This is a genomic window from Mucilaginibacter sp. KACC 22773 (assembly GCF_028736215.1).
Taxonomy (GTDB): domain Bacteria; phylum Bacteroidota; class Bacteroidia; order Sphingobacteriales; family Sphingobacteriaceae; genus Mucilaginibacter.
In genome coordinates this window covers 4,980,946-4,994,202 of the sequence record NZ_CP117883.1, presented here as the reverse complement: position 1 = coordinate 4,994,202, position 13,257 = coordinate 4,980,946, and the positions used below count along the sequence as shown (strand labels likewise).

Genomic DNA, 13,257 nt, shown 5'->3' with positions numbered 1-13,257 from the left:
GAGGGCGGTCGGGAATGAAGTCAAACGCCAGGAAGGATTTATACGAGCGGAGGGGTGCAAAGCGGCTTCAACGCCTAATTTGGCTGCCTACCTCCTCCTTCAACAAGGAAGGAATCGCACATACCATCCGCTTTTTGCATTTCTTCCGGACATCTTTATTGTTGTTATCAATAGTTTGATGGAATGACTTACGACTTAGTACTCTTGACTTAATATTAGCCCAAAGTATTAAGTTCTAAGTCATAAGCTCTAAGCAAAAAAAGACTTTAGGTTTACGACTTTGGACTTACAACTTAACGCTTTTGGTGATAGGTTACTTTATTATTTTATTTTGTAAAAGTTCAAACAGTTCATGGAACTCCACGTCGCCAAATTGCCTGCGGCTTAAAAAAAATGTCAGTACGGCCGGGTCTTTCAGGGCAATGCACATATTATCCTTAACAACCGTTACAGATTTTAGCAGGTGCCACTGAAAAAGCAGCGTTTTCTCTTTATCCTTATACTCAAAGCCGGCATCATTAAAAGTAAATGTACCATTCAGCATTTCCTTTTCATACCTGTCGGCATGTTGGTTAACGGTTTTTAAAAACCTGGCCCGTCGTTCAAAAAGTCCTATCCAGGCTATCAGCATATAAAAAACAAATCCGCCGCATGCTCCCTTAGCCATTGTTACATCTGTTACGCTCTTGTCCGTCAGAACAGCGGCAGAACACACTAAACCTAATAACGTGTAAATAATATATTTTTGAATAACCTTACTTGCCGATGCTGACCAAAAATTTCGTTGACTTTCCGTGTAGAACAAACGGTTGAAGGGAACATGTATAACTTTTTCCTGCATGATTTAATTTAACCAAGACTTTATTTATTATTTTAAAGATATTTTCACTATTCTATTGTTATAGTAGTCGCTTACTATCAAATTTTCCTGCTGATCCAACGTCATATTGGTAGGTGATAATGATCTTATTTTTAAATAGTTTCCATCCCCCATGTAAAAAGGATGGTCATTTCCAGCCACTGTTGTAACCTTATTTGTTAATAAGTCTATCTTCCTAATCCGATGATTATTTTCGGAGTTTTCAGCAGTGAAAATATCGCCTTTACTATTTACCACCAAAGCCACAATTGTTGTAAACCCAGCGTTTTTGGCATCAACATCGTCGCCGAAATAAACTTTACTGCCGTTTCCTGCGATTGTTGAAATACTTCCTGATTTAAGGGCGATTTTTCTTATGTGACCTTGTTCGTCGGCGAAAATTAAATTATTTTTATTATCTATAGTAAGTGCCGTAACGGATATCGAGGCATTAGTTGCCTGCCCCCCGTCACCAGAAAATCCTAATTGTCCATTGCCGCCAATGGTAGTTATTTTACCATCACTTGAAGATATCTTTCTTATTCTTGTTCCTCCAATGTACGATGTTTGATTAACGATATAAATATTTCCGTCCTTGTCTCCTGTAAACATTATGAAGTTTGCATTCGCTGTGATTGCCGGCCCGCCATCTCCGCCATAACCCTGGGACACACCGCTACAAATTTTATGTAACAAGTTATCAACTGGTGAGTATTTGTACAATACACAATAATTAAATGAACTTTTATACTGTAGTAAGTATAAATTGTTGTTTTTATCAATAGTTAAGCTACGACTGTTCATGCCAAGGTGTACGGTGCGCGCAGGCATTGTATCATCATCAAGTTCAATCCCACTAATTTGTTTATCACCAATTATGGTATAAACCTTTTTATCCGTCGCATTAATTCGCCTGACTGAATGCGTACCATCATCCATAAAATAAATATTATCTGTATTGTCAATGGTCATACCCCCAGGGTGGTATGTAAAATTTTCACGAGCAATTTTGCCTTCTGCACTTGAAAAATCGCCCTCGCTTTGTCCAATTATGGTCGACATTAAGCCTGTTGCAGATAAATACGGTACATTTTTTCGGTAATATCTATATATGTAGCTATTATGACTATTAACAAGCGAATCCTTCGTTAATTTAAGTATCTTTATTTTTATAGGGCCAAACATAAGGGTATCATTTGTAAGCCATCGATAAGTAGCCGTATTATAGCTCCAGTAAGAATTTACGCCAACATCCTCGTAATAAAATCCCTCGGGTCCAAAATATCTTTCAGGGTAATCATCAATAACACTCACTGATCCCCATGTTCCAAAAATCAGGTCGTGTATTATAGTATCGCGTGGTTTTACAATAACTACTGGCGTATCAGGTTTAGTAGTTTTGGCTGTATCTTTTACAACAGGTTTTATGGCTGGTTCACTCTTTTTACATCCCACATAGCATGCTACAAGTAAAACGATAAGGATCAGGTTTTTTGATTTCATAACTTGAGATAAATATAATAGTTAGTTATGAAACCTAAAAGTGATGACCTGAAATATTAACAGGGTGCATTTTCCTGTTCAGGATCGACATTGATTTTTTGAACCACGCGCACCACGGTTGATACGGATAGTTTTAACTCGCGGGCCATTTTACGGAAGGAGATGCCCTGTGCATGCAGGTTGGCTATGCGTTGCTGCAGTTCGTGGTTGTTTACCTTGTCGGGCGGGCAAAGGTGGTCGGCCTCGTGGGCATAATCCACAAACTTGTAACGCAAAAATGTGTAATCGTTTTCGAGTTTAACCAGGCACACGTTGTTTGCGCCGTATAGTTCCTGGCCGGTACGCTGTTTAATTTGCTTAATATAACGCAGGCCGGGTGTGTTTTGGCTTTGGCCTATGGCAAAGGCGCTATCGGCAAAATTCATAAACATTTTACTGCCTTGTAAATCGTTGGCGGTAATGGGCTTGCGTCCGTCGCGCTTTGGCGTATGCGCTATTACAAGCACGCTTAAATTATATTGCGTTTTGATGGCCTTGAGCGATTTCATGAGCGGCATGGCGCTGGCCGCATTGCCGGTACCATGTGTCATGTAGGTAATGTTATCGATGATGAGTACCGTGGCTTTGGTTTTTTGGATAGCCGATTTAATGGCCGATTCGATATACTCCTCGTACTTTTCGTAACAAACCGGGTCGTCGCCTTCGGGATCGTACTCCGCGCGGTAAAAGCCTTCGGCAAACAGGTGGCTGCCCCATTGATGGCTGTGGTAGCGGATCTCGAATTGTTTAGAACTCAATTCAAAATCGATATAAAGTACGATTTGAGGTTCGTTGCATTTATTATAAAACGGCTCAACGGTATCGCATCTGGTTAAGCCTTCTGCAATTTGCACAGCCAGGATGGATTTTCCGAGGTTGGTATCGGCAAACAGCACACATAGTTCGTGCTCGAACCAAAAGGCGCCGAAAAGCATACGGGGTATAGGTTTTCCGTATTCCTGCTCCATCCAGGCCCTGGCGGGTTTGGTTTTTAAAATGCTCAGGCCATGAAAAACTTTATCAAACTTACCGGCCTGTATTTTACGTTTGGTAAAGGCATCCACTTCATTGCGGATGATTTGAATTTGGGGAGGTGGTTTAAACATGATTTTAAGATTATGATCAAATTTAAACATGTGCAAATTGATTAATGGTGACAGATTGTTGTCAGTATCTGATTGTCAGGTATATAAAGATTTATCTGAGGATTTTATCGCTAAGCCGTAAGTCTAAAGTGTTTTTTGACTTGGAACTTAAGACTTTGGGCTAACAACTATTTATAGTTGACATGCGCCTATAGGATTTGCCAGGGTGTACCACCCCGTGTCAGGGTGTACCAGGGTGTTTCAGGGCGTACCAGGGTGTACCACCCCGTACCAGGGTGTGTCAGGGCGTTTCAGGGTGTCTCATCCCGTAGCGGTACACACAGTGCATCGATACAAAACAAAAAGTAAAAGAATTCATCCTGTGTTCATAAAAAATGTGTTTTTTTGGTAGCTTGAACTAAAATTGTTTATTTTTTTTCCATATTGATGCGGCTGTACCGGTTATCCCTGATTTTATTTTTACTGTTCCCGTTTGTTATTTTGGCGCAAACAGCAACCATTACGGGCCGGGTAGTGCATGGCGAAAGTAAATCGCCATTGGCCAATGCAAGCGTGTTTTTAAATAACGCTACTTATGGCACCTCAACTGCCGAGGATGGCACGTTTACCCTTTCGGGTATTAAGCCCGGCCAGTACGATCTTATTGTTACAGTAGTGGGATATGAGGATTACTCGCAAACGGTGCAGGTAGGCCATGTGCCCTTAAAGCTCGATATATCCCTCACCCAAAAAGTATTGATGTTGCGCGAAGTTGTGATAAGCAGCAATGCCGACTGGAAAAAAAATTACGAACAATTCAGGAGGGAATTTATTGGCACCACCGAAAACTCTAAATTGTGCAAAGTGCTTAACCCGCGCGTGCTTAACCTTAATTATCACCGCAGTAAACAACGGCTGGAAGCTGATGCTGATGAGTTTTTGGTGATGGAGAACAAGGCTTTAGGGTACCGCACCAAATATTTACTTAAAAACTTTGTAAGTGATGGTATTGAGCATACCATACAATACTCGGGCAGGGCATTGTTTGAAAACCTGCCGGGATCGGCCGAACAAAAAAGAATATGGAAACACAAACGTGAGGAAGCTTACTACGGCTCGCCCCAGCATTTTTTCAGGTCGTTATATAAAGACAAATTAAAGGAAGAGGGTTTTGAAGCTCACGACTTTACCCGAGCCCTTAACCGCGAACGGCCACCAGAAGAACTGATACAGCAAAAAATAAAAAGGTATAAAGAAACCAACCGCGACTCGGTTATGCACTGGTACAAACTAAGCAACCTAACCAAATGGAGCGACGAAAATGTGGTGAAGATTCCGTACCAGCCGATGGAAATTTTGCGCAGTACACCTGAAGCCGGCATTTACGCCATTACCTTTCCGCACTTTTTGTACGTGGTATATACCAAAAAGCACGAACTTACCGAATTTAAGGATGTATACCGCCCGCTGGATATGGAAAACTTTGAAACCAGCATTATTACCCTTTACGGTACTTACGCCTTGTTTGATAACAACGGCACCGTAATATCAAATCCCGCCCCTCTTTACGAGGGTACCTGGTCAAAAGCCAAGCTATGCGATTTACTGCCGGTTGATTATGAGCCGGGGGACTAATTAGTCATTGCGCTTCGTTGTCATTGGTCATTGTCGCTGCGCTTGTCATTGGTCATTTCGCTGCGCTTGTCATTGGTCATTGTCGCTGCGCTCGTCATTGGTCATTGTCGCTTCGCTTGTCATTGATGTATTTATTGAAAAAAATTAAAACAATCGTTCCCAATCAAACCTGCCCTTAAATGACTAATAAACAACTTTCCCTTTATCGAGTGTTAAAACTTTGTCAACACTCTCGGGGATTTCATGCTGGTAGTGGGTTACATAAATCAGGGTTACATTGCTTAACCTGCAAAGGGTATCTACCAGGTTTTTAAAGTGAAGTTGCTGATGGTCATCCATTCCCTGGCAGGGTTCATCAAAAATAAGCAGTGCAGGATTTTTAATCAGCGCCCGGGCAAGTAAGCATAAACGCTGGGCACTTGCGGGTATGTTTTTTAAAAGTATCCGGGCATATTGGTCAATTTCAAGCGTTTTCATCCATTGCAAGGCAATAGCTGCCATTTGCTGGTTGCTTGGCCTAAATAAGCCCAATGTATCATAGTATCCCGATTCAACTACCTGTAGGCAACTGTTATCCGTCGGGAAATATTGATGCAGCTCGGGCGATACAAAACCTATTTTTCTTTTGATATCCCAGATACTTTCACCTGTTCCGCGTTTTTTATCAAATAAAACAATGTGGTTGGCGTAAGCCTGCGGGTTATCGCCATTTATTAAACTGAGCAATGTTGATTTGCCCGCACCATTGGGGCCAAGCAAAGCCCAGCGATCGCCTGTTTTAATTTCCCAGTTTACATCATCCAGCACTACTTTGTCGCCGTATTGAATGTGAACGCTTTCCATTTTTACTATATGGTTATAGGTTACGCGTGGTTTACCAGTGTTTAATAAACTGCTAAGCGCTGTCATGTCAATACTATCGCCGGCATTGGTAATAAACTGCTCCGGTTTAAAATCAGCCCTGGCAAGTTCATGAATAATCGCACCCGCGTTTAGCACGGCCACGTTGGTAATGGCTTCGGGAATTTCATGTGGTGCGGTAGCAATAATTAAATTAATGCCCGATGCGGTTATCTGCCTGATAATATCATTAAACCCCTGCCTTGTTTTTAAATCAAGGCCGGTTAGCGGATTATCGAGCAATAATAAAACAGGATTTTTAAGTAGGGCAGCCGCAAGCATCAGGCGTTTTGTTTCGCCGTTTGATAATTTTATCAATTGTTTATCCTGCAGGGGATCAAGATTTAATAACAGCATTACCCTGGGTAAAGTCCAATATCCACTTGTAGCTTCGCCGACGATGTTATTTAAATAATGATTAACAGTTAAAGCATCCTCTGAATCGGACGAGTTATAGCGCTGTTGATAATAAAAGTCGGAAGTGTTTGATAAATTTCGGAAATGGTGCCTGGGCTCAACAATGGCAATTAATTTTGTTTTAACGCCGGTACCGCCGGTAACAGATATATTACCATCAGGCCTGTTTTCAAAATGATAAGTAACTGAGCCGCCGGTAATATTAAATCGGCCGGCTATGGTTTGCAGTAGCGCGCTTTTGCCAGAACCACTTGGGCCAACGAGTGCCCAGTTTTCGCCTTTATTGATGGCAAATGTAAGATTTTCAAACAGGGTGTTGTTCAAAAATCTTACAGTAGCGCTGTTTATAGAAAAAATAGTATTAACCATGAGCTGCTTTAGTAGCGGCAAAATTAAACATCTGCCCGAAAAAAGCGCTTAAGTATGGTGTTGTTTTATATATAAATATTAAGGGAAGGCTTAAGCAGTTTTCTTAAAATTTTGGTTTGGCGTAATGTTGGCGTTACTCTTATTTAGTCTGTTCCAACCTTCAATATTAACCATCTCATCTTTCACAAAATTGTTGCATTTTTTATTTGGGCAGGCAACAATCCAATGTTTTTTTGATTGTTCAATTTGAGGCCGGGTTCCACATTTTATGCAATTTTCGCATTTAATGTTTTGTTGTATTTCAAAAGTCATAGCAATATGTAGTTATAAATAGATAATTCAAAATTATGAAAATATTTCGGCATCAGTTAAAATTTACCCAAAACCTGCACTATAAGTATGTTAATACCTATGTTTTGATAAACTAAATAGATTGGCACTTTTTCTTCTCTTTATTGTAAGACGCAATAACCGTTCCGTTTTGAAATTGTTTTAATATTTAATCATTGTTTTATATTTAATTTTTTAGGTTAAAAAACCATCGTAAATACCACCTCATTTAGCCTTTACAACGCACGGTTGATTAAAAAAAGGATTTTTAATCAACCGTGTGTAGGTTCTGCTATACACTTTTTATCAAACTTATGTACACTTGCCATTTTGCCCGCAGGCTTTCTTTATCGCCAGGAAAATTGAAGGTTTTTTCTATTAGCAACTGTGAGGCATCGGCTGTTTATGCCAGACTTCGAAAAAAGGCGTGATTCTTGTTACCAGATAGGCTGGATGCAGAAAAAAATGCCTGCAATATTCCTTGGTTTATATACACTTATAAAAAATTGTCATGAAAAAAATTCATTTATTGATGATCGGGTTAGTCCTTTCTACACTAAGCGGCTGCTCTGTTATCACCGGGATATTTAAGGCGGGCGCCGTAGTTGGCGTGATATCAGTTATTGTTGTTGTTTTGGTTATCGTGTGGCTTATTTCACTATTTAGGAAGTGAACAATTATTTCTTAGTAGTATATTTTTTATCTATTTGATTAAACAATTTGATTTCAGATAGGTTGTACTTGTATAAAAACATAATTCATCATGGAAAATTCACAAGCAACAACAGAAGTTTTAAATGACCTGGTTCAGATTAATAACGACAGGATAAAAGGGTATGAGCGTGCCCTTAAAGATTTAAAAGATGGCGAAAGCGATTTGAGGATGCTTTTTTTAAGTTTGATTGACGCAAGCAACCGTTATAAAAATGAATTGGGTAAAGAAGTTGAGGTGTTGGGCAAAGATATTGACACAGGCACTTCAACCAGTGGTAAAATACACCGGGCCTGGCTGGATGTAAAAGCCGCCTTTACTGCTCATGATACGCACGATATTTTAGAAGAGTGCGAATTTGGCGAAGACGCTATTGTAAAAGCCTACCGGCAAGCGCTGGACGAAGAATATATTCCCGCATTTTTACGCGATATTATAACCAGGCAACAAGCCGAAATATTGGATGCGCACGACGAAATAAAAGCATTACGCGATAGTGTTCACTAAGAAATTAGTATCAAGTATCCAGACCGGGTTGTGATGCCTTGGTTTGATAGGCGGCACTTCTTAGGTGAATATTTTACTGCCTGGCAAATAGTCTTGGTTATACTTGCTACTGATAAACAACTTGATACTTCATAAAAAAACGCACCTGAAAACCAGGTGCGTTTTTTTAGAAATCTAAAAAAAGTTAGATTACATTTTTTTAGTAGTGTCTTTCTTGGTAGTGTCAGTTTTAGCTGTATCAGTTTTAGCTGAATCTGCTTTAGCTGTATCCATTTTTGCAGTGTCCATTTTAGCTGAATCTGCAGCTGAAGATGAACCAGAACCTTTACAAGCAGCAAATGAAGTAGCGATAGCTAAGGCAACTAAGCCTAATTTGAATGAATTTTTCATGTTCAATTTTTTTAATGAGTGATTTAATAGTTTTTCTGTTAATACCTTAAACAAAAAAAGGTAACCCATAATTTTAAAATAAAATTACAGATCACCTTTTTTATTGTAAATAAACTAATAAATCTATAAAAAGGCATGAAAATTTATACTTCAGCCAGTTTAAAGGCTTAGTAATTATTTTTTAGCTGTATCTTTTTTTACAGAGTCAACTTTAGCTTCGCCAGCTTTAGCAGTTGAATCAGTTGCTGCAGTTGAATCTTTTTTCACTGAATCAACTTTCGCTGAATCTGCTTTAGCTGAATCTGCAGCTGAAGATGAACCAGAACCTTTACAAGCAGCAAATGAAGTAGCGATAGCTAAGGCAACTAAGCCTAATTTGAATGAATTTTTCATGTTTTGAGTTTTATAAGTTTTGATAATTTTTTGATCGTTCGGTTATTAATACAATTAATGATAAAAGGTAACCCATGATTTTTTAAAAAAATATTGGTTACCTTTTTATCAAAAAAAACTATTAAACCATAAAAAGAATTGCAGGGAATACCCGGTATCTTTTTTATAGCACTATAGCAGTTAATTATTTTTTAACTGAATCTTTTTTTACAGTATCAACTTTAGTTGAATCAGTTTTAACTGTAGAGTCAATTTTAACAGTAGAATCAACTTTAACGGTAGTATCATTATCGCCTTTTTTAGCATCACCATTACAAGCTGAGAAAGAAGCAGCAATAACTAAAGCTACAAAGCTGGTTTTCAATAAATTTTTCATCGTTGTGTGTTTTAAAATGTTAGTGTTTTTTAACGTTTACTGTTGTTAATACACTTAAATGAAAAAGGTAACCCAATAAATTAATTAAAAAGTAAAATATTATATTGCTATTTATCTTAAGGTAGTAGCGGTAAGTTTGGTTGTAAGTTTTTTTTTGCAGATTTGCCCGCTATAATATAATTTGCTTCAGGGGTTACTTATTTGCAATTACAGTATTAATATTTGAAGAGAATCAACAAGAATAAGAGTCCGGAATCAAGAAAGGAAAAAGCCCGGTTTGAATATCCGGGCAGATAATTAAATAGTATCATTTTGTATTGAATTTAACTACTTTTAGTCAGTTTTGATTCTTGACTCCTAACTCTTGATTCTTTTTTTACACCGTTGGGTTACATTTTGGCATAAACAGTATTAAGAGTGAATAAAGACTTAAAAGCTTCGGCACCAACAGACAGCGAAATAGTTCTTGGGATACTTAACAATTCGGAAATAGTACTGAAAAGGCTATACACAACCTATTTCCCGATGATATTACAGTTAATTATCAACAATAACGGAAACGAGGATGATGCCAAGGATATATACCAGGAAGCTATCATTGTTCTTTATAATAAGATAAAATCGGGCGAGTTTGAGTTAAGCAGCAAGCTTAAAACATACATTTATTCGGTTTGCCGCAGGCTTTGGCTTAAAAGGTTAAGCCAGATGAACAGGTATGGAGGCGATATCAGGGATTTTGAAGAGTACCTGCCTGTTGATGATGAGGTTGAAAAACATAATGACCGGGATATACAGTTTAATAAAATGGAGGCAGCCCTTCAGTTGTTAGGCGAACCCTGTAAAACCATTATGGAAGATTTTTATATACATAACAGATCGATGCAGGAGATCTGTGAACGTTTTGGGTATACCAATGCCGATAATGCCAAAACGCAAAAGTATAAATGCCTGCAAAGGCTGAAGAAATTATTTTTTCAGCAGAAGTAAAAGGAGTGTAAAGAGATGAGCGAGAACCTTATTCTGGAATTGATTGACAGGTACCTTAACGGCGATATGACCGCCGCCGAGCGTGCCGAATTTGAGACATTGCGTAAAAACGACGCTAATGTTGACAGCAAGGTAATAGAACACAAACTATTTGTAGGGCTAATTAAACAATACGGCGAACGTATTGAGCTGGAAAAACGACTGGATGCTATCCACAGCGAAATAGATGTGCATACACTGAAAGAAGAGTTGATGATACATCCTAACTGGATAGTTAGCATGTGGAGGCATCACCATTCAAAAATATCGGTGGCTGCATCAATAGCTATTTTCGCAATATTAAGCACTTTGTTTTTTACAGGGAAACTTAATAATCGTGATTTAAGCTATGAACAATTAAAGGGGCAGATTAAGAGAGTTGAGGATAAAGCCAATGACTTACAAAATCAAACAAATACTATTATAAAAGAAACCCATGTCAAGCCGAGAAATACAAATCCGGGTAAATACAGGGGTACTGGTTTCGCTTTATCATCCAATGGCTATATAGCAACAGATTTTCATGTTGTAGAGGGTGCCGATTCGGTAGATGTTCAGAATGCAGCAGGCGAATCATTTCATGCTAAGGTGATCTATACTGAGCCACAATATGATATAGCAATATTGCAAATTAATGATCCTGCATTTAAAGATCTTGGTAATGTGCCTTACAATTTCAAAAAATCACTTAGCGATTTAGGCGAAGATGTTTATACCTTCGGATACCCAAGTGGTGAAGAAAATTTCGGTCCCGGATCGTTAACTGCGAGGAATGGTCATTCCGGAGATTCTACAGAATACCAGGTTTCTATCCCGGTTAACCCGGGTAATAGCGGCGGCCCGTTATTGGATAGCAAGGGGAATGTTATTGGTATCATCAGTGGCAGACAGCCCGATGTGGCCGGTGCAGGATTTGCAAAAAAATCGACCTTTTTACTAAAGGCGATACAGAATATACCAGCTGACTCATTGAGTAAAGATTTAACCTTAAGCACAAAGAATACCCTTGCCGGCCTAAGCCGCCCGCAACAAGTCAGAAAACTAAAAAATTATGTATTCATGGTTAAAGTTTATTAACAACGCCCAATTCCAATAAAAATTAATAGTTAAAAGGAGATACCGTAAGGTGTCTCTTTTTTTATTAGGGGCTTTTTTCTGAACCGGGATTCGTCGGATTTATCAGATTTTTTTGGATTTTGATTTGCAGACGGAGGAATAATTGATAGTTTAAGAAAAAAAATCCGAAAAGATCTGATAAATCTGCTTAATCCGAGTTCAGACAAATGCGTTAGGGATTGGCGCGGATACCGGCCGGGCGAAGGGAAAGAGGGCAGGTTGCGGCTAAGACCCGTGCAGTATGAGCAAAAAGCCCGGCCGCAGGCAACGCTCATTTTAGTATCAAGTAGTGAGTATCAGGTAGCAAGACGGTTGTCTATCTATCTACCTCACCCAGCACAAAATCAATAGATCCTACTATAGCAATCAAATCGGCAATCAGTACGCCTTTTGAAATTTCGGGCAATACGGAAAGGTTATTAAAGCTTGGCCCACGGGCTTTTACACGGGTGGGAATTTCGGATTTGCCGTCGGCAACAAAGTAGAAACCCAGTTCGCCTTTGGCGCCTTCGCAGCGTACGTAGTAATCCTGGGGTTTGGGGATAGTTTTTCGGGGCATTTTTGCACGCGGGTCAAAATCGGGTGTGCGTTTCAGTTCTTTTTGCAGGCGATCAAGGCATTGCTCTACAATTTTTACAGATTGTTCAATTTCGTCGACACGTACTTTGTAACGGTCCCAGCAGTCACCCACTTTGCCCATCAGGCCGGTACCTATCGGGATTTCGAAATTAAGCTCGGGGTAGGCCGAATAATTATCAATACGCCGTAAATCCCATTTAAGGCCTGATGCCCGCAGCATAGGGCCGCTGCAGCCGTAATTAATGGCCACATCTAAAGGTAGCACGCCAACACCTGCCGTGCGCGATATAAATACCTGGTTATCGGTCAGCAGCTGGTTAAGCTCAATCATTTTGGGTTTAAAATACTCCACAAAATCGCGGCAGCGCTCCTCAAAGCCAACCGGCAAATCATAAAACAGGCCACCTACCCAAATGTAATTATACAACATGCGCGATCCGGATGCCCACTCCAGCATGCCCATAATATGCTCCCTATCCCTAAAGCACCATAAAAAAGGGGTAAAAGCACCTATATCAATACCGTAGGTGCCAATAGCTATCAGGTGCGATGCAATGCGATTAAGTTCACATACCAGCACACGGATGTATTCAATGCGTTTTGGGATATCTTTATCAATACCCATCATGCGTTCAACACCCATCACAAATGCGTGGCTGTTGTTCATCGATGCCAGGTAATCAAGCCTGTCGGTAAAAGGAATGGTTTGCTGGTAAGTTAATGATTCGGCATGTTTTTCAAAACAGCGGTGCAGGTAACCAATATGAGGTATTACTTCCTTTACAATTTCGCCGTCGGTTATCAGTTCCAAGCGCAAAACGCCGTGAGTAGATGGATGCTGCGGGCCCATATTAAGCACCATATCCTCTACACTGGCATCTGCAATTTTTTTATTGTAGTTAAGAAGCGCTTCTTCGTATTTTGAATTAGTGATAACCAATGTTGCGTGCTGTTTTGTTGATGCCAAAAATCAGTATTTTTTTCGTTTATCGGGCAAAATTCACGTAAAATTAAATATAGG

General features: G+C 39.5%; 14 protein-coding genes. 5 read left to right on the top strand and 9 right to left on the bottom strand.

What is annotated here, in order from left to right:
• Positions 1-313: 313 nt before the first annotated feature.
• From PQ469_RS20450 to PQ469_RS20440, 3 genes are all read right to left on the bottom strand, one after another.
• On the bottom strand, positions 314-667 hold the full coding sequence (locus PQ469_RS20450; protein ID WP_274209336.1) for a hypothetical protein: 354 nt from the start codon (positions 665-667) through the stop codon (positions 314-316).
• A 201-nt stretch (positions 668-868) separates the two neighbouring features.
• The gene (locus PQ469_RS20445) at positions 869-2,362 is read right to left on the bottom strand and encodes an NHL repeat-containing protein (RefSeq protein ID WP_274209335.1); all 1,494 of its coding nucleotides are present in this window, start codon (positions 2,360-2,362) and stop codon (positions 869-871) included.
• A gap of 56 nt (positions 2,363-2,418) precedes the next feature.
• Positions 2,419-3,507 carry an AAA family ATPase gene (locus PQ469_RS20440; protein ID WP_274209334.1) on the bottom strand — a complete coding sequence of 363 codons (1,089 nt, stop codon included), beginning with the start codon at positions 3,505-3,507 and terminating at the stop codon, positions 2,419-2,421.
• A gap of 426 nt (positions 3,508-3,933) precedes the next feature.
• Between PQ469_RS20440 and PQ469_RS20435 the strand changes: the two genes are divergently transcribed.
• Positions 3,934-5,121: a carboxypeptidase-like regulatory domain-containing protein gene (locus PQ469_RS20435; RefSeq protein WP_274209333.1), complete on the top strand. Its 1,188-nt coding sequence runs from the start codon at positions 3,934-3,936 to the stop codon at positions 5,119-5,121.
• Positions 5,122-5,304: 183 nt separating this feature from the next.
• On the opposite strand, the gene PQ469_RS20430 is transcribed toward PQ469_RS20435, so the two are convergent.
• Both PQ469_RS20430 and PQ469_RS20425 read right to left on the bottom strand, forming a co-directional pair.
• A complete protein-coding gene (locus PQ469_RS20430) occupies positions 5,305-6,807 on the bottom strand; it encodes an ATP-binding cassette domain-containing protein (protein WP_274209332.1) in 1,503 nt (500 codons plus the stop codon).
• A gap of 90 nt (positions 6,808-6,897) precedes the next feature.
• Positions 6,898-7,119 carry a hypothetical protein gene (locus tag PQ469_RS20425; RefSeq protein WP_274209331.1) on the bottom strand — a complete coding sequence of 74 codons (222 nt, stop codon included), beginning with the start codon at positions 7,117-7,119 and terminating at the stop codon, positions 6,898-6,900.
• Positions 7,120-7,648: 529 nt separating this feature from the next.
• Between PQ469_RS20425 and PQ469_RS20420 the strand changes: the two genes are divergently transcribed.
• Together PQ469_RS20420 and PQ469_RS20415 are read left to right on the top strand one after the other, a co-directional pair.
• Positions 7,649-7,810 carry a phosphatidate cytidylyltransferase gene (locus PQ469_RS20420; protein ID WP_143065551.1) on the top strand — a complete coding sequence of 54 codons (162 nt, stop codon included), beginning with the start codon at positions 7,649-7,651 and terminating at the stop codon, positions 7,808-7,810.
• 90 nt (positions 7,811-7,900) lie between these two features.
• Positions 7,901-8,356: a PA2169 family four-helix-bundle protein gene (locus PQ469_RS20415; RefSeq protein WP_090653037.1), complete on the top strand. Its 456-nt coding sequence runs from the start codon at positions 7,901-7,903 to the stop codon at positions 8,354-8,356.
• Positions 8,357-8,545: 189 nt separating this feature from the next.
• On the opposite strand, the gene PQ469_RS20410 is transcribed toward PQ469_RS20415, so the two are convergent.
• From PQ469_RS20410 to PQ469_RS20400, 3 genes are all read right to left on the bottom strand, one after another.
• Complete coding sequence (locus tag PQ469_RS20410) at positions 8,546-8,746, bottom strand: hypothetical protein (protein WP_090653078.1); 201 nt, start codon at positions 8,744-8,746, stop codon at positions 8,546-8,548.
• Positions 8,747-8,920: 174 nt separating this feature from the next.
• A complete protein-coding gene (locus tag PQ469_RS20405; protein WP_090653038.1) occupies positions 8,921-9,139 on the bottom strand; it encodes a hypothetical protein in 219 nt (72 codons plus the stop codon).
• 184 nt (positions 9,140-9,323) lie between these two features.
• Positions 9,324-9,515, bottom strand: coding sequence for a hypothetical protein (locus PQ469_RS20400; RefSeq protein ID WP_274209330.1), 192 nt, complete (start codon positions 9,513-9,515; stop codon positions 9,324-9,326).
• 417 nt (positions 9,516-9,932) lie between these two features.
• Here PQ469_RS20400 and PQ469_RS20395 point away from each other — a divergent pair, with 417 nt between their 5' ends.
• A complete protein-coding gene (locus PQ469_RS20395) occupies positions 9,933-10,502 on the top strand; it encodes an RNA polymerase sigma factor (RefSeq protein WP_274209329.1) in 570 nt (189 codons plus the stop codon).
• Positions 10,503-10,517: 15 nt separating this feature from the next.
• Positions 10,518-11,618: a S1C family serine protease gene (locus PQ469_RS20390; RefSeq protein ID WP_274209328.1), complete on the top strand. Its 1,101-nt coding sequence runs from the start codon at positions 10,518-10,520 to the stop codon at positions 11,616-11,618.
• 355 nt (positions 11,619-11,973) lie between these two features.
• On the opposite strand, the gene PQ469_RS20385 is transcribed toward PQ469_RS20390, so the two are convergent.
• Positions 11,974-13,170 (bottom strand): NADH-quinone oxidoreductase subunit D, encoded by a 1,197-nt coding sequence (locus tag PQ469_RS20385; RefSeq protein ID WP_274213836.1) that lies wholly within the window; start codon positions 13,168-13,170, stop codon positions 11,974-11,976.
• Positions 13,171-13,257: the final 87 nt, after the last annotated feature.

Bases quoted from the DNA above. Each gene is read 5' to 3' on its own strand.
- PQ469_RS20410 (WP_090653078.1), bottom strand. From the start codon at position 8,746: ATGAAAAATTCATTCAAATTAGGCTTAGTTGCCTTAGCTATCGCTACT.
- PQ469_RS20445 (WP_274209335.1), bottom strand. From the start codon at position 2,362: ATGAAATCAAAAAACCTGATCCTTATCGTTTTACTTGTAGCATGCTAT.
- PQ469_RS20390 (WP_274209328.1), top strand. From the start codon at position 10,518: ATGAGCGAGAACCTTATTCTGGAATTGATTGACAGGTACCTTAACGGC.
- PQ469_RS20430 (WP_274209332.1), bottom strand. From the start codon at position 6,807: ATGGTTAATACTATTTTTTCTATAAACAGCGCTACTGTAAGATTTTTG.
- PQ469_RS20440 (WP_274209334.1), bottom strand. From the start codon at position 3,507: ATGTTTAAACCACCTCCCCAAATTCAAATCATCCGCAATGAAGTGGAT.
- PQ469_RS20450 (WP_274209336.1), bottom strand. From the start codon at position 667: ATGGCTAAGGGAGCATGCGGCGGATTTGTTTTTTATATGCTGATAGCC.
- PQ469_RS20420 (WP_143065551.1), top strand. From the start codon at position 7,649: ATGAAAAAAATTCATTTATTGATGATCGGGTTAGTCCTTTCTACACTA.
- PQ469_RS20425 (WP_274209331.1), bottom strand. From the start codon at position 7,119: ATGACTTTTGAAATACAACAAAACATTAAATGCGAAAATTGCATAAAA.
- PQ469_RS20405 (WP_090653038.1), bottom strand. From the start codon at position 9,139: ATGAAAAATTCATTCAAATTAGGCTTAGTTGCCTTAGCTATCGCTACT.
- PQ469_RS20400 (WP_274209330.1), bottom strand. From the start codon at position 9,515: ATGAAAAATTTATTGAAAACCAGCTTTGTAGCTTTAGTTATTGCTGCT.
- PQ469_RS20415 (WP_090653037.1), top strand. From the start codon at position 7,901: ATGGAAAATTCACAAGCAACAACAGAAGTTTTAAATGACCTGGTTCAG.
- PQ469_RS20435 (WP_274209333.1), top strand. From the start codon at position 3,934: ATGCGGCTGTACCGGTTATCCCTGATTTTATTTTTACTGTTCCCGTTT.